The organism is Nocardia sp. SSK8, from assembly GCF_037034205.1.
Classification (GTDB): Bacteria; Actinomycetota; Actinomycetes; order Mycobacteriales; family Mycobacteriaceae; genus Nocardia.
In genome coordinates this window covers 43,462-68,094 of the sequence record NZ_JBAGKD010000014.1, presented here as the reverse complement: position 1 = coordinate 68,094, position 24,633 = coordinate 43,462, and the positions used below count along the sequence as shown (strand labels likewise).

Here is a 24,633-nt window from a genome sequence, read left to right as displayed (position 1 = left end):
CCACGGCGACGGTCGGCGGTAGCAAGGTAGGTGTGGCTATGCTGTGTCCGAATCGGCCCGCCGGACGCGAGAGGTGTATTGGTCTGTGGAAAACCCCCGCCGCTCTGGCCGTGCCGGTAGGCGTCGACCTACCGGTACATTGTTCGGCCAGTTGCTCACGGCCGCCGTCGAATCCGCGGCCGGGTCGATAGCTGTTCGCTACAACCCCACCGGAATGCCCGGTGGTGAACGCGAACTCACTTATCGCGAGCTCGACGAGGAGTCTTCACGGCTGGCGCGCGAGCTCATCGATCGCGGGGTCGGCGCGGGTGACGTGGTCGCCGTCGCCATCGCCCGCTCCATCGAATCGGTGCTCGCGGTCTGGGCCATCGCCAAGACCGGTGCCGCGTACGTGCCGGTGGATCCGGCCTATCCGAGCGAGCGGATCGCCCACATCGTCGCCGATTCCGGCGCCGTCCTCGGCCTGACCACCGCCGCGCACCGCGCCCTGCTCGGCACCAGCCTGTACTGGATCGAACTCGACGACCCGGTGGTCGCCGAGCGGATCGCCGCGCGGCCCGCGCACGCCGTCAGCTACGCCGACCGGCTGCGCCCGATCGACGACCACCACCCGGCGTATGTCATCTACACCTCCGGTTCCACCGGCAAGCCCAAGGGCGTGGTGGTGACCCACACGGGTCTGGCCGCGCTGGTGGCCGCCGAGCGCGAGCACTACGGCGTCGAGCCGGATTCGCGTGTGCTGCATGTGTGCTCGCCGAACTTCGACGTGTCCGTGCTGGAGCTGCTGCTGGCCTTCGCGACCGGCGCCACCCTGGTGATCTCACCGCCGCGCATCTTCGGCGGCTTCGAGCTGTCGGATCTGCTGCGCCGCGAACGGATCACGCATCTGCTGATCACCCCGGGCGCGCTGGAGTCGGTCGACCCCGCCGGGCTGCCGGACCTGCGGACCGTCGTCGTCGCCGGTGACCGGTTCGGCCCGGAACTGGTCGGCCGCTGGGCCACCGACACCCGCGCCTTCCACAACGGCTACGGCCCCACCGAGGCCACCATCCTGGCCACCAGCACCGGACCGCTGCACCCGCACGCGCCGGTCACCATCGGCGGCGCCATCCCGGGCATGGGGCTGTATGTCCTCGACGCGCGGCTGCGGCCGGTGCCCGCGGGCGTGGTCGGCGAGCTGTATCTGTCCGGACCCGCGCTGGCGCAGGGCTATCTGGGCAGGCCGGGACTCACCGCGGAACGGTTCGTGGCCTCGCCGTTCGGGGCGGGCAGGCTCTATCGCACCGGTGATGTGGTGCGCAGGCTCGAGCCGGAGGGCACGCTGGAATACCTGGGCCGCACCGATTTCCAGGTGAAGGTGCGCGGCTTCCGGATCGAGCTGGGCGAGATCGACAACGCGCTCACCGCGCACCCCGACCTCGACTACGCGGTCACCCTCGGCAAGGCCATGCCTTCGGGGGCGACCGGTCTGGTGTCGTATGTGCTGCCGCGCGTGGGCCGCACCGTCGATACCGGCGCGCTGGCCGAGTTCCTCGCCGAATCCCTTCCGGCGTACATGATTCCGGCCGTCATCATGGTGCTCGACGAGCTGCCGCTGACCCCGGTCGGCAAGCTCGATCGCGCCGCGCTGCCCACGCCGGTGTTCACCGTGCGCGGGTTCCGCGCGCCCGCCACCCCGGCCGAACAGGTCGTCGCCGATGTGTTCGCCGCGCTGTTGCTGCGCGATGGCGCGGGCCGGGTCGGCGCCGACGACGACTTCTTCGAACTCGGCGGCGACTCGCTGCTGGCCGCGCAGGCCGTCGCCCGGATCGGTGCCGCGCTGGACGTGCGGGTGCCGGTGCAGGCGGTGTTCGAGGCGCCGACCGTGGCCGCGCTGGCGAACAAGGCCGAGCAGCACCGGGTGTCGGCCCGCGCGCTCGCGCTGACCCCGCGCCCGCGCCCCGCGGTGATCCCGCTGTCGTACGCGCAGCAGCGGATGTGGTTCCTCAACCGCTTCGATCCCGCCTCGGCCGTGGACAACATCCCGGTCGCCGTCCGGCTGTCCGGGCGGCTCGATCTGCCCGCCCTCCAGGCCGCCGTCGCCGACCTGGTGACCAGGCACGAAGTGCTGCGCACCGTCTACCCGGTGTTCGACGGCGTGGCCGCCGACACGGTGCTCGACGGTGAGGGCCACCAGGTGGTGCTGGCCCCCGGCGATCCCGCCGCCGCCCCCGAATTCGAGGTCGTCGAGGTCGACGAGAGCGAGCTGACCGACGCGATCGCCGAGGCCGCGCTCACCGGTTTCGATGTCACCGCCCGACCGCCCGTGCGGGTACGGGTGCTGGTCCTTTCCGCGTCGCGACCGGCGGGCTCGGAGGCGGTAGCGGAGCGTGACCACGCAGAGCCCTCGGTCGCGGCGCCATCGAGCACAGCGACCGAGCACGTGGTGGTGTGCGTGGTGCACCACATCGCCGCCGACGGATTCTCCTTCGCGCCACTGACCCGCGACCTGCTCACCGCCTACGCCGAGCGTCGCGGCGGGGGTGCGCCGCAGTGGCCGCCGCTGCCGGTGCAGTACGCCGACTACACGCTGTGGCAGCGTGAACTGCTCGGCACCGAGGACGACCCGCAGTCGCTGCTGGCCGCCCAGGTGGCGTTCTGGCGCACGACTCTGTCGGGTCTGCCCGAACAGCTCGACCTGCCCGCCGACCGGCCGCGCCCGGCGGTGGCCAGCCGCCGCGGCGCCACCATGAGCATCCAGGTGCCCGCCTCGGTGCACGCCGGGCTGGCCGGGCTCGCCCGCGAGCACAACGCCACCCTGTTCATGGTGGTGCACACCGCGCTCGCACTGCTGCTGGCGCGACTGTCCGGCACCCGTGACATCGCCATCGGCACCCCGGTCGCCGGGCGTGGCGAGCAGGCCCTCGACGAGCTGATCGGCATGTTCGTCAACACCCTGGTGCTGCGCACCGAGGTGCACCCCGGCACCCGCTTCACCGACCTGCTCACCGAGGTCAGGGCCGGTGACCTGGCCGCCTTCGGCCACGCCGACGTGCCCTTCGAGCGCCTGGTGGAACTGCTGGAACCGGTCCGCTCGACGGCGCGGCACCCGCTGTTCCAGGTGATGCTGACCTTCCAGAACCTGGCCCGCACCGACCTGGCACTGCCGGGCCTGGCCGTGTCCGGCGCCGACTTCACGGTGCCGCTGGCCAAATTCGATCTCCAGGTGGAGCTGGCCGAGCGCATCGGCGCCGACGGCGCGCCGCAGGGCATGGCGGTCTCGTTCGTCTACGCCACCGACCTGTTCGACCGGGCCACCGTCGCGGACTTCGCGGACCGCTGGTCGCGGGTGCTGGCCGCCGTGGTCGCCGACCCGGCCGTCCCGGTCGGCGATATCGACGTCTTCGCGCCCGGCGAGCGCGAACTCGTGCTGCGCGAAGGGGATTCGCCGGGTATCGCGGTGCCCGAGGTGACCCTGGCCGACCTGATCACCGCGCAGGCCCAGCAGCGTCCCGACGCCGTCGCGGTGCGGGCGGGGGAGTACTCGCTGAGTTTCGCCGAACTGCTCGGCCGCGCCTCCGCGCTCGCCCGCGCCCTGATCACCCACGGCGCTGGCCCGGAAACCCTGGTGGCCGTGGCGGTTCCGCGCACCGAGGAACTGCCGGTCGCGCTGCTGGCGGTGCTGCTGGCGGGCGCGGGATACCTGCCGATCGACGCGAGCTATCCGGCGCAACGCCTCGAGTACATCCTCACCGACGCCAAACCGACTGTGCTGCTGACGACCTCGGCCGAGGCCGAGCGGGTGCCCGCGGCGGGCCTGCCCGTGGTGCTACTCGAGGAACAGTCGGCCTACTCGACCGCGCCGCTGCGCCCGAACGAGCGGCACGCGCCGCTGCGCCCGGACCACCTCGCTTACGTCATCTACACCTCCGGTTCCACCGGCCTGCCCAAGGGCGTCGCCGTGAGCCACCGGAACGTGCTGGAGCTGTTCGCCAATACCCAATTGCTGTTCACCTTCGACGAGACCGATGTGTGGACGGTGTTCCACTCGGTCGCCTTCGACTTCTCCATCTGGGAACTGTGGTGCGCGCTGGCCGGTGGCGCCGCGGTGGTGGTGGTCGACCACTACACCTCGCGGTCGCCGATCGAGTTCCGCGAGCTGCTGGCCCGCGAACAGGTGACGGTGCTGAGCCAGACCCCCACCGCCTTCGCCCAGCTCGACGAGGCCGACCGCGCCGCCCAGGCCGCCGGTGCCGCGCCGCTGGCCCTGCGCTACGTGGTCTTCGGCGGTGAGGCGCTGGATCCGCGCAAGCTGCACCGCTGGTACGACCGCTACGGATTCGGCCCGGACGCACCGCAACTGGTGAACATGTACGGCATCACCGAGACCACCGTGCACGTCTCGCACCTGGCCATCGCGCCGCGCCCGGCCGACCGCGACGGCGAGGTGGTCGACCTGCCCGGCAGCCTGATCGGCCGGGCCCTGCCCGGACTGTCGGTGGCCGTGCTCGACGACCGGCTGCGACCGGTGCCCTTCGGCGTCGCCGGGGAGCTCTACATCGCGGGCAACCAGGTGACCCGCGGCTATCTCGGCAAGCCGGGGCTCACCGCCACCCGGTTCGTGGCCGACCCGTTCGGCCCGCCCGGCGCCCGCCGCTACCGCTCCGGCGACCTCGGCCGCTGGATCGGTTTCCGCGGCACCCCGACCCTCGAGTACGGCGGCCGCGGCGACCAGCAGGTCCAGCTGCGCGGCTTCCGGATCGAGCCCGGCGAGATCGAGACCGCGCTGCTCGGCGTGCCCGGCGTCGGCCAGGCCGCGGTGGTGGTGCGTGCCGACGAACACGCGGGTGACCGGCTGATCGGCTATGTCGTCCCGGTCGCCGGTGCGGCGCTCGACCCGGTCGCGGTGCGCGGCGCCGTCGGCGACTTCCTCACCGGCTACATGATTCCCGACGCCGTGGTGGTGGTCGAGGCCCTGCCGCTGACCGCCAACGGCAAGCTCGACCAGGCCGCGCTGCCCGCCCCGGAGTTCACCGCCGCCACCGTCTTCCGGGCGCCGACCACCCCGATCGAGCTCAGTATCGCCGAGGTCTTCGCCGCGCTGCTCGGCGTGCCCGAGGTGGGCCTGGACGACAACTTCTTCGATCGCGGCGGCAACTCGCTGCTGGCCACCCGGGCCATCGCCCGCATCGACCAGGCCCTCGGCGCCGACCTGGTGGTGCGCGACCTGTTCGAATCGCCCACGGTGGCCACCCTGGCGAGCCGGGTGCGTCCCGGCGCGCTGGCCGCCCCGCGCCCGCCGCTGGTCCCGGCCCAGGAGCGCGGCCGGGTGCCGCTCTCGCCCGCCCAGCAGCGGATGTGGCTGCTCAACCGGATCGACCCCGATTCCCCGGCCTACAACATCCCGCTGGTGCTGCGCCTGCGCGGCGCCCTGGACACCTCGGCCCTGCGCTACGCCGTGGCCGACCTGCTCGAACGCCACGAGGCGCTGCGCACCCGTTTCCCCGCCGACGGCCCCGACGCGGTGCCGTACCAGGAGATCCTGCCGGTCAGCGCGGTGCTGCCGAACGGCCTGCCGGTGGAGGAGTGCGAGGACCCGCGCGAACGCGTGATGCGCCTGCTCGCGGGCGGTTTCGACGTCGCCGAGCGAGTCCCGTTGCGCGCCGGGCTGTTCACCGCCCCCGACGACGATCCGCTGGCCGAGGAAGAACACGTGCTGGCCGTGGTGGTGCAGCACATCATCGCCGACGGCGCCTCGCTGGCGCCGCTGGCACGGGACCTGGTGATCGCCTATCGCGCCCGGGTCGAGGGCCGCTCGCCCAGCTGGGCGCCACTGCCGGTGCAGTACGCCGACTACGCGCTGTGGCAGCGCGCGGTGCTGGGTGAGGAGAGCGACGAGAACTCCACCGCCGCACGGCAACTCGACTTCTGGCGGCACACCCTGGCCGGGCAGTCGGGCACCGTCGAGCTCCCGCACGACCACCCCCGGCCGCCGCACGCCTCGCTGCGCGGCGCCGATGTGACCAGCACCCTGCCCGCCGACATCCACGTGCGGCTGACCGAGATCGCCCGCGCGCACAACGCCTCGCTGTTCATGGTGGTGCACGCGGCGCTGGCCGTGCTGCTGGCCCGGCTGTCCGGCAGCTCCAATGTCACCATCGGCACCCCGATCGCGGGCCGTGGCGAACCCGAGCTCGACGACCTGGTCGGCATGTTCGTCAACACGCTCGCCCTGCGCACCGAGGTATCGCCGCAGCATGGCTTCGACGAATTGGTCACCGCCGCACGGGAAACCGATCTGGCCGCCTTCGCGCACGCCGACCTGCCGTTCGAGCGGATCGTGGAGGAAGTGGCCCCCACCGGCACCGTCTCGCACAACCCGCTGTTCCAGGTCGTGCTGTCGTTCCACAACAACGAGGCGCCGGTGCTGCGGCTGCCCGGGCTCACCATCGAGGCGATGGACCTGGCCGCCCGGCCCGCCAAGTTCGACCTCCAGGTGAACGTGGAACCGCGGCTCACCGCCGAGGGCGACCCCGACGAGGTCGGCCTCGTGTTCACCTACGCCACCGACCTTTTCGACGAGCACACCGTGACGATGTTCGCCCACGGCCTCACCGAGATCGTCACCGCGGTGGCCGCCGACCCGCGCGTGCGCATCGGCGATATCGACCTGCGCGACGCCCGCCAGCGCGAGCGCGAACTCACCGCCGCGGCCTACGCGCCGGTGCCCTCGGCCAATGGCGCCGCCCTGGCCCAGGAACTTGCCTCGGCCGTGGAGGAGGACCCGGAGGCGCCCGCCCTCGACCTGGGCGACACCGAGCTGACCTATCACGAATTCGACGCCCGCTCTTCGCAGTTGGCGCGCTCGCTGATCGCGCGCGGCGCGGGCCCCGGCACCGGCGTTGCGGTGCGGCTGGACCGGGGCGTGCACGCGTCGATCGCGACCTGGGCGGTGCTCAAGGCCGGTGCGGCCGTGGTGCCGCTGGCCCGGCTCGACGCCCGGCTGCCGCACGGCCTCGAGGTGAAACTCGGTCTGACCCTGGACATCTACGATGTACCCGACGGTCTGGACTGGTACGACCTGGCCGACCCGGCGCTCGAAGCCGAGCTGACCGCCGAGTCGCCGCGCCCGATCGGCTACGCCCACCGCACCCGTGCCCTGCGCGGTGACGACGTGGCCCTGGTCGGCGGTGGCCGCACGCTCAGCTACGACGAGCTGGCCGGGGCCGCCGAACGGGTGGCCCAGCGCACCGGGCTGAACTTCGAATCGCGCACCCGCGCCGCCGGGCGGCCCGATTCGGTGGCGGCGGTGCTGGAGATCGTCGCGGCGGGTATCGCGGGCGCGACCGTGGTGCTGGCCCCCGACGACGGGCAGGACGAGGTGAGTCACGTGTTCACCGAATCGGCGGTGGCGGTGGCGGCACCGGGGGACGGCGCGGGCGCGACGATCGTGGCGCTGGGTGAGATGATCGGCGACGCCGGAGTGCCGCAGCAGCGGCGCGCGGTGATCGGCATGGATGGATAGGTGGAAAGCGCATGACCGGGCAGCGGCTAGTCCTCACCCTCGATCGGAGGGAACTGGCGTGACCCGGGCGTCTCGGGCGTCCGGTGCCCGTGCCCGGCAGCGCGGAAAGTCGCTGCCGCAACTGCTGTCCGTCGCGGTGGAATCCAACCCGGGCGGCCTCGCGCTGACCTGGGACGACGGTGTGTCCGCGCCGGTGCGCTGGACCTACGCCGAACTCGACGAGCGCGCCAACCGGCTGGCCCGGCTGCTCATCGCGCGCGGCATCGGTCCCGAGGACGTGGTCGCCGTCGGGTTGCCGCGCTCACCCGCCTCGGTGCTGGCCATGTGGGCGATCACCAAGGCAGGCGCGGCCTTCCTGCCGGTGGACCCGAACTATCCGCGCGCCCGCGTCGAGCACATGCTCGCCGATTCCGGTGCGGTGGCCGGGCTGTCGAGCACCGCCGACCTGGACCGCCTGCCCGCCGCGGTGGACTGGCTGTGCCTGGACGACCCGGCCGTGCGCCGCGCCGTCGAGGAGCAGTCCGGCGACCCGGTGACCTTCGCCGACCGGGTGCGCCCGCTGCGCCTGACCCACCCCGCCTACGTGGTGTACACCTCCGGCTCCACCGGTCTGCCCAAGGGTGTCGCGGTGACCCACGCCGGGCTGGCCGGGTACAGCGCCGAGCAGCGCGCGCAGTACGTCATCGAACCCACCTCGCGCACTCTGCATTTCGCCTCGCCCTCGTTCGACGGCGCGGTCCTGGAACTGCTGATGGCGGTCGGTGCCGCGGCCACCATGGTGATCGTGCCCGCGGGCATTCTCGGTGGTCCCGAGCTGGCCGAGGTGCTGCGCCGCGAGTCGGTGACGCACATGTTCATCACCACCGCCGCGCTGGCCGGGCTCGATCCGGCCGGGCTCGACGAGCTCGCGGTGGTCACCACCGGCGGCGAGGCGTGTCCGCCGGACCTGATCCGGCGCTGGGCCACCGGCACCCGCCGCTTCCACGACTGCTACGGCCCGACCGAGACCACCATCGTCACCAATATCAGCGCACCGCTGCTGGTCGGCGACACCATGAACTTCGGCGCGCCGCTGCGCGGGGTCACCGAATACGTGCTCGACGAGCGGCTGGGCCGCGTGCCCGACGGCATGGTCGGCGAGCTCTACATCGCGGGCAACGGCCTGGCCCGCGGCTACTACCACCAGCCCGCGCTGACCGCCGCCCGCTTCGTCACCGACCCGTTCGACACGGCTGGTAGCCGGATGTACCGCACGGGTGATCTCGTGCGCCGCCGCCCCGACGGCGCGGTGGAGTTCGTGGGCCGCAACGACTTCCAGGTGAAGGTGCGCGGTTTCCGGATCGAGCTCGGCGAGATCGACACGGTGCTCACCGCGCACGACAGCGTCGACTTCGCGGTGACCGTCGGGCACGAACTCGACAACGGCACCACGATTCTCGCCGCCTACGTGCACGCCACCCCGGGTGCCCGGATCGACCCGGACGAGCTGCTCGCGCACGCCAAGGCCGGGTTGCCCGCGCATATGGTGCCGACCGCGATCACCGAACTCGACGTCATCCCGCTGACCCCGGTCGGCAAGCTCGATCGCGCCGCCCTGCCCGCGCCGTCGTTGCGCGCCACCGAGTTCCGCGCGCCCTCGGGGGCGATGGAGGAACTGGTCGCGCACGTCTTCACCGAGCTGCTGACCCCGGAACAGCCGGTCGGCGCCGACGACGATTTCTTCGCCCTCGGCGGCAACTCGCTGCTGGCCACCCAGGCGGCCGCGCGCCTCGGCGCCGAGCTGTCCGCGCGGGTGCCCGCCGGTCATGTCTTCGAAAGCCCCACCGTCGCCGGACTGGCCGCGCTGCTGGAACCGCTCGAGGGCGCCGGTGGGCACGCCGCGCCGACCCCGCGCGAGCGTCCCGAGCTCATCCCGCTCTCGCCCGCGCAGCAGCGGATGTGGTTCCTCAATCAGTTCGACCCGGCCTCCACCGCTGAGACCATCCCGTTCGCGCTGCGCCTGGCCGGACCGTTCGACGCGCGCGCCCTGCACACCGCCCTGTCGGACCTGGTGCGGCGGCACGAATCACTGCGCACCTGGTATCCGGCGGTTGACGGGGTCGGGCACCAGGTGGTGCTGCCGATCGAGGACGCCGTGCCCGATGTGCTGGTCGATTCGCTCACCGAGGACGAATTGCCGCTCTGGCTGGGCGAATTCGCGGCCACCGGCTTCGATGTGGCGGCCGGGGTGCCGCTGCGGGTGGCGCTGGCCCAGCTCGGTCCGCGCGATCACGTCCTCGCCATCGCCCTGCACCACATCACCGCCGACGGCGCCTCGATCGCCCCGCTGCTGCGTGATCTGCTCGGCGCCTACCTCGCGCGCCGCAACCGCTCCCGGCCCAGGGAACAGCCGCTGCCGGTGCAGTACGCCGACTACACGCTGTGGCATCGGGAACTGCTCGGCGCCGAGGACGATCCCGATTCGCTCGCCACCGCCCAGATCACCTACTGGCGCGCGGCGCTGGCCGGACTGCCCGACCGCATCGACCTACCCACCGACCGCCCGCGCCCGCCGGTGTTCTCCGGCCGCGGCGCAGAGTACAGCTTCCAGATCCCGGCCGAGGTGCACACGGCCCTGGCCGCGCTGGCCCAGCGCAGCGGCGCGTCGGAGTTCATGGTGGTGCACGCCGCCTTCGCGGTGCTGCTGAGCCGGATCGCGCACGCCGACGACATCGCCATCGGCACCCCGGTCGCTGGGCGCGGCGCCCGCGAACTCGACGACCTGATCGGCATGTTCGTCAACACCCTGGTGCTGCGCTCGCAGATCGACCAGCGGACCAGCTTCGCCGAACTGCTGCGCGCCACCAAGCAGGCCGACCTGGCCGCCTTCGCCCACGCCGACCTGCCCTTCGAGCGGCTGGTCGAACTGCTCGACCCGGTCCGCTCGCAGGCCCACCACCCGCTGTTCCAGGTGGCGCTGTTCTTCCAGAACCTCGACCTGCCGAACCTGCGGCTGCCCGGCCTGGACGCCACCGCGGTCGAATTCGGCGGCACCGTCGCGCGTTTCGACCTCCAGCTCACCATCGTGCCGGGCAGCGACCCGACCGAGCCGATGGCCGCGGCCTTCACCTACGCCACCGATCTGTTCGATCCCGACACCATCGCCACGATGGCGGCCCGCTTCACCCACCTGCTCGGCGCGGTGGCCGCGGCCCCCGATGCCGCCATCGCCGAGATCGGCCTGATCACCGAGCGCGAGCGCGAACTCACCCTCACGGCCTGGAACGGCACCGCCCACCCGGTCGCCCCGGAACTGCTGCTCGACGCGTACCGCCGGGCGGTCAAGGCGTACCCCGAGGCGACCGCGCTGGTCTACGAGGGTGTCGAGCTGTCGTACCGGCAGTTCGACGAGCGGGTCAACGCGCTGGCCCGGCTGCTCATCGGCGCGGGTGTCGGCCCGGAGGCGCTGGTCGGCCTGGCCATCCGGCGTTCGCCGGAGCTGGTGATCGGCATGTACGCGGTGCTCACCGCCGGTGGCGCGTACGTGCCGCTGGACCCGGACCACCCGGCCGAGCGCCTGGCCTACATCCTCGACACCGCCCGGCCCGCCGCGGTGCTGAGCACCCGCGCCGACGCCATCGCCGTACCCGCCGACATCGAACTGCTACTGCTCGACGAACTCGACACCCGCGCGGTGCCGACCGACGCGGTGCGCCCGGCGGAACTCCGCGCCCCGCTGCGCCCCGAGAACCCCGCCTACGTCATCTTCACCTCCGGCTCGACCGGCAAGCCCAAGGGCGTGGCCGTCACCCACGGCGCCATCCACAACCAGCTGGTGTGGATGCTCGCCAAATACCCGCTGGTGCTGGGTGACGTGTACCTCCAGAAGACCGCCACCACCTTCGACGTATCGCTGTGGGGCTATTTCATGCCGTTGCGGGTCGGCGCCACGCTGGTGCTGGCCACCCCGGACGGGCATCGCGACCCGGCCTACCTGATCGAGCTGATCGGGCGGCACAACGTGACCGTCACCGATTTCGTGCCCTCCATGCTGACGGTGTTCGCCGCCCAGGTGACCCCCGGCAGCCTCGGTTCGCTGCGCGAGGTGTTCGTGATCGGCGAGGCGCTGCCGCCGGAGACCGTCGACGCCATGGCCGCCGTCGGCTCGGCGCGGTTGCACAATCTCTACGGGCCCACCGAGGCCGCCGTCTCGGTGACCTACTGGCCCGCCCGCGCGGGACAGCGCTCGGTGCCGATCGGCCTGCCGCAGTGGAATACTCGCGTCTACGTGCTGGATTCGCGGTTGCGACCGGTGCCGCCGGGGATCGCGGGCGAGCTCTATCTCGCGGGCGATCAGCTCGCGCGCGGCTACGTCGCGCGCCCGGGTCTCACCGCCGATCGTTTCGTCGCCGATCCGTTCGGCACCGGTGAACGGCTCTACCGCACCGGCGATCTGGTGGTGTGGCGCGAGCCCACCGCCACCGCGCCGCACCGGCTGGACTACCTGGGTCGCATCGACTTCCAGGTGAAGTTCCGTGGGCAGCGGATCGAGCTCGGCGAGATCGAAACCGCGCTGCTGGCCCACGAATCGGTCAACCAGGCGGCCGCGCTGGTCGCCGCGACCGAGCTGGGTGATCAGCTCGTCGCCTATGTCGTGCCCACGCCCGGCCATGCCGCAGAGGCCGACCGGCTGCAAGCCGTGGTGGCGAAAACACTGCCCGCCTATATGGTTCCGGCCTCGATCACCGTGCTCGACGCGCTGCCGCTCAATGCCAGCGGCAAGCTCGACCGGAAGGCGTTGCCCGCGCCGCACTTCCGCGCGCGGGCCTTCCGGGCACCCGCGACCGCCGCCGAACAGCTGGTCGCCGAGCAGTTCGGCGCCGTACTCGGCCGCACCGAGATCGGTGCCGACGACGACTTCTTCGCCCTCGGCGGCAACTCGCTGGTCGCCACCCGCCTGATCGCCCGGCTCGGCGCCGCCACCGGCGGCCGGATCGCGGTACGCACCCTGTTCGAGAACCCGACCGTGGCCGCGCTGGCCGCCGTCCTCGATATCGACGCCGAACCGGTCGTCACCAGCGGCCTCGGCACCCTCGACCGGCCCGCCGAGCTGCCGCTCTCACCGGCCCAGCGGCGCATGTGGTTCCTCAACCGCTTCGACCAGGGCATGGGCGGGGACGGGGCCGCGGCCTACAACCTGCCCTTCGCGCTGCGCCTGACCGGCCGTCTCGACGTGGACGCGCTCGGCGCGGCCCTGCGCGATGTGCTGGCCCGCCACGAGGTGCTGCGCACCATCTACCCCGAGACCGATCACGGCCCGATCCAGCAGGTGCTGCCCGTCGAGGCCGTCGACCTGGATGTCAAGGCCCATCGCGGTGATGTCGCCGAGCTGGTCGAACAGGTCGGCGTGCTCGCGGCCACCGCCTTCGATGTGACCACCGAGGTCCCGCTGCGGGTGCGGCTGCTCGACATCACCGAGCCCGACCCCGACGCGCCCACCGAGTACGTACTCGCGGTGGTGGTGCACCACATCGCCGCCGACGCGTCCTCCATGCCGCCGCTGGTGCGCGATGTGACCACCGCCTACCTCGCCCGCGCCGCCGGGCGCGCCCCCGACTGGGCCGCGCTGCCCGTGCAATACGCCGACTACGCGCTCTGGCAGCTCGACCGGCTCGGCACCGAGGACGACACCGAATCCGTTGCCGCCCAGCAGATCACGTTCTGGCGCGCGGAACTGGCCGGGCTGCCGGACCTGCTGGAACTGCCCGCCGACCGGCCGCGTCCGGCCGTCGCCTCGCTGGCCGGTGCCCGGGTGCCGGTGCGGATCGACGCCGACACCCACGCCGGGCTGGCCGGGATCGCCCGCGAGAGCGGCGCGACGGTATTCATGGTGTTGCACACCGCCTTCGCCGTGCTGCTGGCCCGGCTGGCCGGGGCCACCGAGGTGGCCGTTGGCACGCCGGTCGCCGGGCGCGGGGAGCGTGAGCTCGACGAGCTGATCGGCATGTTCGTCAATACCGTCGTGCTGCGTACCAGCTACGACGGTGGCGCGAGCTTCACCGAACTGGTCGCCGCCCAGCGGGCCCGCGATCTGGCCGCGTTCGCCGCCGCCGATGTGTCGTTCGAGCGGCTGGTGGAGGTCCTGGACCCGCCGCGCTCGACCGCGCGGCACCCGCTGTTCCAGGTGGGGCTGTCGTTCCAGAATGTCGACCGGGCCGCGCTGGAACTGCCCGGGCTGCGGATCGCGCCCGTCGAGGCGGAGCTGGCGGTCTCGCAGTTCGACCTGCACCTGATCGTCGGCGACGGCTACGCCGCCGACGGCACCCCGACCGGCATCGAGGGCTTCTTCACCTACGCCACCGAGCTGTTCGACGCCGCGACCGTCACGGCCTTCGCCGACCGGTTGACGCTGCTGCTCGACGCGGTGGTGCGTGAGCCGTCGGTGGTCGTCGGCGCCGTAGAGCTGCGGACTCCGGACGAGCTGGCGAGCGAAATCGTCAGCGGTGCGGCGGATCTCGCGGTGCCTGGTGGCACGCTGGCGGATCTGCCGCTGGATGCTCGTCCCACGGCGGTGGCGCTGGTCGCCGATCTGCCGCAGGGGCGCCTCGAACTCACCTACGCCGAGTTCGACGCGCGGGTCAACCGGCTGGCACGGCATCTCATCTCGCTGGGAGTCGGGCCGGAATCACTGGTGGCGCTGGCGCTGTCGCGGTCGGTCGAGCTGGTGGTCGCCATGTACGCGGTGGCCAGGGCCGGGGGCGCGTATGTGCCGATCGATCCGGATCAGCCCGCCGAGCGCACCGACTACATTCTCGGTACGGCGGCACCGATCTGTGTGCTCACCAATGGTTTCCGGACCGAAGTCGCACCGGTGGTGCATGTGGATCATCCGGTGATCGGCTCGCACGATCCCGGACCGATCACCGACGCCGACCGGCGCGCGCCGCTGCGGCCGGAGAACACGGCGTATGTCATCTTCACCTCCGGGTCGACCGGGCGGCCCAAGGGTGTGGCGGTCTCGCACGGTGCCGTCGTCAACCAGGTCCAGTGGCTGCGTGGCGAATTCGGGACCGACGCGTCCGATGTGTTCCTGCTGAAGACACCCGCCACCTTCGACCTGTCTGTATGGGAGTTCTGGTCGGCGGCAGTGTGCGGTGGCACGCTGGTGCTGGCCGCGCCGGACGGGCATCGCGATCCCGGATACCTGGACGCGCTCATCGCCGACACCGGCGTCACCACGCTGACCGCCGTGCCCTCGCTGCTCGACGCGCTGGCCGGGTACTGGGAGACCACCCCGCGCCCGCTGTCGCGGATCCTCGCCATCGGTGAGGCGCTGCCCGCCGTGCTGGCCCAGCGGCTGCTGAACGCGCTGCCCGGCACCAGGATCGACAATCTGTACGGCCCCACCGAGGCGGCCGTCTCGATCACCGATCACCGGGTCACCGCCGCCGACGTGGTGACCGTGCCCATCGGCACGCCCGAATGGAACAGCCGGGTGCACGTGCTCGACGAGCGGTTGCGGCCGGTACCGCCGGGTGTCCGGGGCGAGCTGTATCTCGGTGGTGTGCAGCTGGCGCGGGGCTATCTGCGCAAGGCCGCGCTCACGGCCGAGCGGTTCGTCGCCGATCCGTTCGAGCCCGGTGCGCGGATGTACCGCACCGGTGACCTCGTGGCCCGCACCCGCGACGGTGCACTGATCTACTTCGGCCGCACCGACTTCCAGGTGAAGGTGCGCGGATTCCGGGTGGAGCCGGGCGAGATCGAGGCCGCGCTGCTGGCGCTGCCCGCCGTCGATCAGGCCGCCGTGCTGGCCCGTACCGACGCGCACTTCGGCGATCGGCTGGTCGCCTATCTGGTCGGCGCCGAACTCGATGTGGCGCAGGTGAAGTCGGCGCTGCGAGACGCGCTGCCCGCGTATCTGGTGCCCGAGGCGTTCGTGGTGCTCGACGCGCTGCCGCTGACCGTCAACGGCAAACTCGACCGGAATGCGCTGCCCGCCCCGGTTTTCGAGGCGGCCACCTTCCGCGCCCCCGCCACCCCCACCGAACAGCTGATCGCCGGGGTCTACGGCGAGATCCTCGAACTCGACACCGTCGGCGCCGACGACGACTTCTTCGCCCTCGGCGGCAACTCCCTGCTCGCCACCCGCGCCGCCGCCCGCATCGGCACCGCCCTCGACCGCGCGGTCGGCGTCCGCCTCCTCTTCGAGGCTCCCACCGTCGCCGACCTGGCCCTGCGCGTCCACCGCGCCGACGCCCTGGCCGCGCTACCCCCGGTCGCGGGCCCCCGTCCGGATCGTGTGCCGCTGTCCCTGGCCCAGCACCGCATGTGGCTGCTCAACCGCCTCGACCCCGCGGCCACGGTCTACAACATCCCCGCCGCCATCCGCCTGACCGGCGATCTGGACCTCGCGGCCCTGAACCTGGCCGTTGGTGATCTGTTCGCCCGGCACGAGGTGCTGCGCACGCGGTACCCCGAGGTCGGTGACGGCCCGGTCCAGGAGGTGCTGGCGCCGGGGGCGGTGCCGCTTGATCTGACGCCCGTGGTGGTCATGCCCGGCGAGCTCGCGGACGTGATCCGGGACATTGTCGGGGTCGGGTTCGATGTGACGGCCGCGCCGCCGGTGCGGATGCGGCTGCTCCGGGTGATCGGGCACGACGGTGGTCCGTCGCCAGAGGGCCGGGGGAGCACCGGAGCAGTTACGCGGACACCACCGTCGGACGGCTCAGCCCCCCAGGCGGGCGCGCGGTCCGCGGACTTGGACGCTGACGCGCGGTCCGCCGGTGGGGACTACGAGTACGTGCTGGTGTTCGTCGCGCATCACATCGCGGCAGATGGTTTCTCGATGGGGCCGCTGACCCGCGACCTCGTGCTCGCCTACACCGCGCGGACCGCCGGTGCGGAGCCCGCGTGGGTGCCACTGCCCTTGCAGTACGCGGATTACGCGGTGTGGCAGCGGGATTCACTGGGGGCGGAGGACGATCCGTCGTCGGTGGCCGCTGAACAGCTGGCCTACTGGACCACCGAACTGGCGGGGTTGCCCGAGGAGATCGCGCTGCCCACCGATCGGCCGCGGCCGCCGGTGCAGTCCTTCGCGGGCGCCACCAGTGAGTTCGCGATCGATGCCGGGCTGCACGCGGAGATGGCGAAACTCGCTCGGGCGCAGGGTGTCACCGTGTTCATGGTGGTGCAGGCGGCGCTCGCGGTGCTGCTGGCCCGGCTCGCCGATACCGATGACGTCGCCATCGGCACGCCTATCGCCGGGCGTGGGGCCAGGGAACTCGACGACCTGGTCGGCATGTTCGTCAACACGCTGGTGCTGCGCAATCACGTCGATGAGGGCAGGCCGTTCACCGAGCTGCTCACCCAGACCCGCGAGACCGATCTGCGGGCCTTCGCGCACGCCGATGTGCCGTTCGAGCGGGTCGTGGACGCGGTCCAGCCCGCGCGCTCGGCGGGCAGGCATCCGCTGTTCCAGGTGGCGCTGTCGTTCGAGAACCTCGCCCCGGTTGCGGTCGAACTGCCCGGGCTCGCGGTGAGCGCGCTCGACGCCCGCACCGCCGAAGCCAAATTCGACCTGTTGCTCACCCTGCGCGAGTTCCCCGAGAACGGCGGCATCCAGGCCGAATTCGCCTACGCAACAGACCTGTTCGACGCCGAGACCGTGCAGTCCCTCGCGGTGCGGTTCCAGCGCCTGCTCGGCGGACTGGTCGCCGACCCCGATCTCGCGGTCGGCGATATCGAGCTGCTCGACGCCACCGAGATCGCCCGGCAGACCAGCTTCGCCGGACCCGCCGCCGAACCGCCGCGCACCCTTGCCGAACTCCTCGACGCCGCCGTCCGCGCCAACCCCACCGGCCCGGCCCTGCGCGCCGACGGTCGCGGCTACCCGTACAAGGACCTCGACGCCGCCGCGAATCAGCTCGCCCGCGGCCTGCTCGCCCGGGGCGCTGGACCGGAAGTCGCGGTGGCCGTGGCCATCCGGCGCTCGGCCGAAGCGGTGCTGGCCGTGTGGGCCATCGCGCGCACCGGCGCGGTGATCGTGCCGATCGATCCGGGTTATCCCGCCGAGCGGATCAGCCACATGGTGGCCGATTCCGGTGCGCTGTTCGGCATCACGCTCACCGCCGAACTCGCCGACCTGCCGCCGCTGGCGGGCGACACCGGCTGGGTGGCGCTCGACGAGCGCGCGTTCACCGCCGAGATCGCCGGATTCCCCGGCATCCCGCTGCGCGAGATCGAACTGCGCGGCACACCGCACACGGCCCAGGCCGCGTACATGATCTACACCTCCGGCTCGACCGGGCTGCCCAAGGGCGTCGTGGTCACCCACGCCGGACTGGCGAACTTCTGCGCCGAGCAGAAGCAGCGCTACCAGCTCGGTCCCGATTCGCGTGCCCTGGCTTTCGCCTCGCCGTCCTTCGACGCCTCCATGCTCGAGCTGCTGCTCGCTCTCGGCGGCGCGGGCACCCTGGTGATCGCGCCCGCCGGATCGGTGGGTGGCACCGAACTGGCCGAACTGATCCGGTCCGAGGGCGTCACGCACGCCTTCCTCACCCCGACCGTGCTGTCCACCCTCGACCCCGAGGGTGTGCCCGGTCTGCGCTCGCTCGTCGTCGGTGGCGAACACGTCCCCGCCGACCTGGCCGCTCGCTGGAACACCGTGCCGCAGCGGCACTTCCACAATGGCTACGGCCCCACCGAGACCACCATCATGACCGCCATCAGCGACCCGCTGCGCCCCGGCGAGCCGGTCCACATGGGCGGCCCGATCCGCGGCGTGCGCGCCCTGGTCCTCGACGCCCGCCTGCGCCCAGTCCCCGAGGGCGTTACGGGCGAGCTCTACCTGGGCGGCATCCAGCTGGCCCGCGGCTACCACGAGCGCCCGTCCCTGACCGCCGCCCGCTTCATCGCCGACCCGTACGCGGTGGCCACCACCGGTGTTGCCGCTCGTCTCTATCGCACCGGTGACCTCGTCCGGCGCCGGGGTGACGTGCTGGAGTTCGTGGGCCGCAACGACTTCCAGGTGAAGATTCGTGGCCTGCGGATCGAGCTCGGCGAGATCGACGCGGTGCTGGCCGCCGCGCCGGGTGTCGCGTGGGCGACCACGATCGGCCGGGACAATGGGTCCGGGTCGACCATGCTGGTGTCCTATGTGCTGGCGGAAGGCGGTGTGCGGGAGGATCTTCCGGCTGAGCTGACCGCGCTGGCCGCGCAGGTGCTGCCGGACTACATGGTTCCCGCCGCGATCATCGTGCTCGACGAACTGCCGCTGACCCCGGTGGGCAAGCTGGATCGGCGGGCACTGCCCGACCCGATCGTGGCCCGGAGCGAACACCGGCCGCCGCGCACCCCGGCCGAGCGGGCCGTCGCGCGGGTGATCGGCGAGGTGCTCGGACATGAGCGGGTCGGCCTCGACGACGACTTCTTCGCCCTCGGCGGCGACAGCATCACCGCCATTCAGGTGGTCTCGCGGGCCGGGGCCGCCGGGGTGGCGCTGCGGCCGCGCGACCTTTTCGACGCGCGCACCGTCGGCGCCCTCGCCGAGCGCGCCGAACTGTCGTCCGGAGCGGGCGTCCTGCGGGCCGCGCTGCCGCTCACCGCCACCGCCGCCCAGCTGATCGAGGCGGGGGAGCGGGCCGTGGAACCGCGCGCGGTGCTGCTCACCGTGCCCGCCGAGTGCCCGGATCAGGCCGTCGCCGAGGCCGCGGCCGCCGTCATGAACCAGCACCCGATGCTGTGGGCGCTGCTGGATCGCACCGGTGACACCCCCGCGCTGCGGATTCCGCCCGCCGAGGAACGCATCGGCGAGGCCTTCCGCAGGCTCGACGCCGAGGACGGCGAGTCCACGCTGCCTGTCGACGATGTGGTGGCCGCGGCCGCCGCCGCGCTCGACCCGGACGAGGGCCGCAATATCCACTTCGTACTCACGGGCGTCGGTGACGGCCCGGCCACGCTGGTGGTCGTCGCCAACGCGCTGGTGCTGGACGAGAATTCGTGGCGCACCGTGATCGACCAGCTGACCTCGGCCTGGAGCCGGGGCCGCCACGCCGCGCCGGGCGCACCCGACGCCGGGCTGGGCGATCTGATCCACCGGCTCGCCGACTACCCGTCCACCGTCGCCGCCCGCGCCGAACGCGAGTACTGGCACCGGGTGATCCGGTCCAGGGCCGACGAACCGGCGGACCTGCGGCAGCGCAACCGCGTCTCGCTCACCATCACCGGCGAAGGGTCCGCCGCCGTGAGCGGGGTCGCCGACGCCTACCGCGCCACCGTCGACGAAGTGCTGATCACCGCCGCCGCGCTGGCCCTGCACACCGCCGCCGACACCCCCGCGGTCCGGGTGCTGGGCGGCGTCGCCCGGCTGCGGGCCGACCAACGCCTGCTCGGCCGGGCCGACGCGGAGAACGTCGTCGGCGGCTTCACCACCGACTTCCCGCTGCCGCTGCGCCTGGACGGCATCGATATCGCCGACGCCCTGGTCGGCGGTCCGGCCGCGGGTGCCGCGCTGGCCCAGATCAAGGAACTGCGCCGCACGGTCCCCGCCCACGGCGCCGGTTTCGGGCTGCTGCGCTACCTCGATATCGAGGCCGCCGACAGCGTGCGCGCCCTCGACCGCGGCCGGTTCGCGGTGCGCTTCCGCGACCTGCGCCCGGCCACCGTGCACACCGACCTGGCCGCCGACGACCTGGCGCTCGTCCTCACCGTCGACGCCACCGCCGACGGCATGGTCGCCCGCTTCGACTACGCCACCACCGTGCTCACCGCCGACGCGGTGAAGACCTTCGCCGAACACTGGATCCGCGCGCTCGGCGGCCTCGCCGAACACGGATTGCGGCCCGGCGCGGGCGGATTCACGCCCTCGGACTTCCCGCTGGTCACGCTCGGACAGACCGAACTCGGCCGCCTGGTCCGGCGGTACCCGCGCCTGAGCGATGTGTGGCCGGTGACGCCGCTGCAATCCGGCATGCTCTTCCACGCGCTGCTCGCGGAGAACTCGGTCGACCCCTACATCACCCAGTTCGTCCTCGATCTCGACCCGGCCGTGGACGCCGACCGGCTGCACGAGGCCGCCCAGGCCGTGCTCGACCGGCACGACAACCTGCGCGTGGCCTTCGCCACCGACGCGGCGGGCACCCCGCTACAGATCGTGCTCGACGAGGTCCCGGTGCCGTGGCGGGTCGTCGACGCCGACGAGGACGCCTACCAGCGCCTCCGCGATGCCGACCTGGCCACGCACTTCGACATGGCCACCGCGCCGCTGCTGCGCTTCACCCTGGCTCGCACCCCCGCGGGCGCGCACCTGCTGGTGACCAGCCACCACATCCTGATCGACGGCTGGTCCACCCCGCTGCTGCTGCAGGAACTGCTCACCGCCTACGCCGTCGGCGGCCGCAGCAGGCGCCTGCCCAAGGTCGCGCCGTACCGCGACTACCTGACCTGGCTGGCCGGACAGGATCTCGACGCCGCCCGCCAGGCCTGGCGCACCGCGCTCACCGGCCTGGCCGAACCCACCCCGCTCGCCCCGGTGGACCAGGGCCGCGAAATCGCCACCGGCACCGGCGAAACCGGCTTCGCGCTCACCCCGGCCGACACCACCGCGCTCGCCGCGCTGGCGGCCGGGCTCGGCGTCACGGTCAATACCGTGGTGCAGGCGGCGTGGGGGCTGCTCATCGCCCGGCTGGTCGACCGCGACGACGTGGTCTTCGGCGCCACCGTCTCCGGCCGGCCCGCCGCCCTCGACGGCGTCGAGCGCATGGTCGGGCTGTTCCTCAACGCCATCCCGGTGCGGGTGCGGGTGCGACCCGGCGATACCGTGGCCGAACTGCTGCGCGCCCTCCAGGACGACCAGGCCGCCCTGTTCGACCACCACTACCTGGGCCTCGGCGAGATCCAGGAGATCGCGGGCATCGAAGCGCTGTTCGACTCGCTGGTGGTCTTCGAGTCCTTCCCCGTCGACCGGGCCGCCCTGGCCCAGGCCGCCACCGGCTCGGCCACGGTCACCGGCATGGACGCCGCCAACGGCACCCACTACCCGCTGACCGTGCAGGTGGTGTCCGGCGGTCAGCTGCGGGTCTCGGTGAAGTACCTGCGCGATGTCTTCGCCGCCGACACCGCTACCGCGCTGGCGCAACGACTTTCGATGCTGCTGGCCCGGTTCACCGCCGACCCGCAGGCCCGCCTGGCCGATATCGACGTGCTGCTGGCGGAGGAGCGCGCGACCCTGGCTTCGGTCAATGCCACCGACGCGCCGGAACTGCTCGACGAGTCGACACTGCTGACCCTGTTCGACGCACAGGTGGCCCGCACGCCACACGCGACCGCGCTGATCGACGGCGAGAAGACCTACACCTACGCCGAATTCGACGCCAGGGCACGGGCACTCGCCGCCGAACTCCGGACGCGCGGAGCCGGACCGGAGGCGCTGGTCGCCGTCGCCATGCGGCGGGGGATCGACCTCGTCACCGCCATCTACGCCGTCCTGCGCACCGGCGCGGCCTACGTTCCGGTCGACCCGGATCACCCCGCCGAACGCACCGAACGGGTGCTGGCCTCGGCCCAGCCGGTGTGCGTATTGACCACTGCCACAACCGGGTTCAGCACCGGTGGGGCAGTTCCGGTCGTCGCCATCGACACCATCGGCGCGGACCGGGTCGCTGGTGCGGCGGCGTCCGAAGTAGCCGGGGCCGGTGCGCCGTTCGGCACTCCCGGCCCGGCCGGTGGGGTACCCGGTGCGCCGGGTAGTGGCACCGAGGTCGGCGGGTCGGCTTCGGGGGCTGGATTCGGTACCCGCGCGGCCGCTTCCGTGAACGGTGCGTTCGCGGCGGCACAGCCGGACAATCTGGCTTACGTCATCCACACCTCCGGGTCCACCGGCAGGCCCAAGGGTGTCATGCTCACCCATCGGCAGCTGGTCAACCAGTTCCGCTGGGCGCAGCGTACGTACCCGCACGGCCCCGGTGACGTGGTGCTCCACAAGACGCCGGTGACCTTCGACATCTCCACGTGGGAACTGTTGTGGCCGTTGCAGACCGGTGCCACTGTGGTCATCGCGGAACCCGACGGGCATCGTGATCCCGCGTATCTCGCCCGGGTGATGGCCGAACAGAAGGTCACCACCGTGCATTTCGTGCCATCCATGCTCGACGCGTTCCTGGCCGACGAGGGTGGCGTCGAACTGCCCGCCCTGCGCCGGGTGTTCGCCGCCGGTGAGGCACTGTCGACCTCGACCGCGCACCGGTTCGCCCAGGTGCTGTCGGGTGTGGACCTGATCAACTGGTACGGTCCCGCCGAGGCCACCGTGGTCACCGCCGCCGACGTGGGACGGGTCGCGGGCGTGAGTGTGCCGATCGGCGCGCCGGTCGCCAACACCCGCGTACACGTGCTCGACCGGCAGCTGCGTCCGGTGCCGCCCGGCACAGCGGGGGAGCTGTATCTGGAAGGTGTGCAGCTCGCGCGCGGGTATCTGAGTGCTCCGGCGCTGACCGCCGAACGGTTCGTCGCCCTGCCGGGTGGCGGGCGGGTGTACCGCACCGGTGACATGGTCCGCTGGGCCGGGGGCGAGCTGGAGTACCTGGGCCGCAGCGACTTCCAGGTGAAGCTGCGCGGGCAGCGGATCGAGCTCGGCGAGGTCGAGGCGGTGCTGCGCGATCATCCGGCCGTGCGGCACGCCGCCGTCGCGCTGGTCCACGGGCCGACCGGGGACCGGCTGGTGGGGTACGTGGTGCCGGTTCCGGCGGAGCCCGCACCGGCAGGCAAGCCCGCGGGCTACGCCATCGATCCCACCGCCACGCTCGACGAGGCCGCGGTCCTCGCGCACGCCAGGGCCGCGCTGCCCGCCTACATGGTTCCGGCCACGCTGCTGGTGCTGAAGTCGTTGCCGCTCAATGCCAGTGGCAAGCTCGACCGCAAGGCACTGCCGGTGCCCGCCTTCACCACCCGGCCCTACCGCCCGCCGACCACGCCGTTGCAGCGCGCGGTCGCCGAGGTCTACGCCGAGGTGCTCGGCGCGGGCAAGGTCGGCCTCGACGACGACTTCTTCGAACTGGGCGGCAACTCGCTGATCGCCACCAAGGCCATCAGCAGGCTGCGCACCCGGGTGGGCGCCGACGTGCGGGTGCAGTGGTTCTTCACCGACGCCACCGTGGCCGCCCTGGCCGATCGGATCGACGCCACCCAGGCGGGCTCCGGCGACTACGACCAGGAATCCGACGACGCCCTCGGCGTGCTGCTGCCCATCCGCAACCGGGTGCCGCACGGCACCGAGGCGGGCGGGCCGCTGTTCTGCGTGCACCCGATGTACGGGCTGTCCTGGTGCTATGCCGGACTCGCCCAGTACATCCCGTCCCGGCGTCCGATCTTCGGCCTGCAGTCACCGGCCCTGAGCGAGGCGGGCTACCTGCCCGGCACGCTGGCCGAGATGGCGCGGCGCTACGTCGCCGAGATCCGCGCCGAACAGCCGCACGGGCCCTACCGGCTCATGGGCTGGTCGCTGGGCGGTGTGCTCGCGCACGCGATGGCCACCGAGCTGCAGGCGTCGGGGGAGCGGGTCTCGCTGCTGGCCATGCTCGACTCGCACCCGGACATCGACGTGCCCGATTTCCACACCGCGGTCCGCGACGCGCTCGCCGAACTGGGCGTCGACATCAGCGCGGCGCTGCCCGTCTCGGGGGTGCGTGAGCTCAGCGAGGACGCGCTCGCCGCCCTGCACGCGATCATCCCGGCCAATATGGCCGTGCTGACCCCGGAACGGGTGCGCCGGATCTATCGCAGCGCGGTGCGCTCGGCGGAACTGATCGCCGAACACCGGCCCGCGGTGTTCCGGGGCAGGCTCGAGTACTTCAGCGCGCTGGGTCACGAGGCGGCGGCCGGGAATTGGGCCCCGTATGTCGACGGCGAGATCCGCGATCGGCCGGTCGCGGTGGTGCATGATCAGATGACCTCGCCCCAGGCGCTGGCCGAGATCGGTCCGCGCTTGGCCGAGTTGCTCGACGCCGGGGACCGGGAGTCCGGGTCCCGGTGACAGCACTGTGGCCGGTGAGGCAAGATGTGACCGCACTGTTGTCGTGGTTACCACTGTTGTATCGAATGCATAACCCGTATCTTGGGCACGCAGTAAACAGAATTCGAGACGAAGCGAAGGTGCGAAA

General features: G+C 72.3%; 2 protein-coding genes. Both read left to right on the top strand.

The window, feature by feature from the left end:
* Nucleotides 1-85: 85 nt before the first annotated feature.
* Nucleotides 86-7,504, top strand: coding sequence for an amino acid adenylation domain-containing protein (locus WA675_RS23140; protein WP_442945701.1), 7,419 nt, complete (start codon nucleotides 86-88; stop codon nucleotides 7,502-7,504).
* Nucleotides 7,505-7,562: 58 nt separating this feature from the next.
* The gene (locus WA675_RS23135) at nucleotides 7,563-24,506 is read left to right on the top strand and encodes an amino acid adenylation domain-containing protein (protein ID WP_336087020.1); all 16,944 of its coding nucleotides are present in this window, start codon (nucleotides 7,563-7,565) and stop codon (nucleotides 24,504-24,506) included.
* The last annotated feature ends 127 nt before the right edge of the window (nucleotides 24,507-24,633 follow it).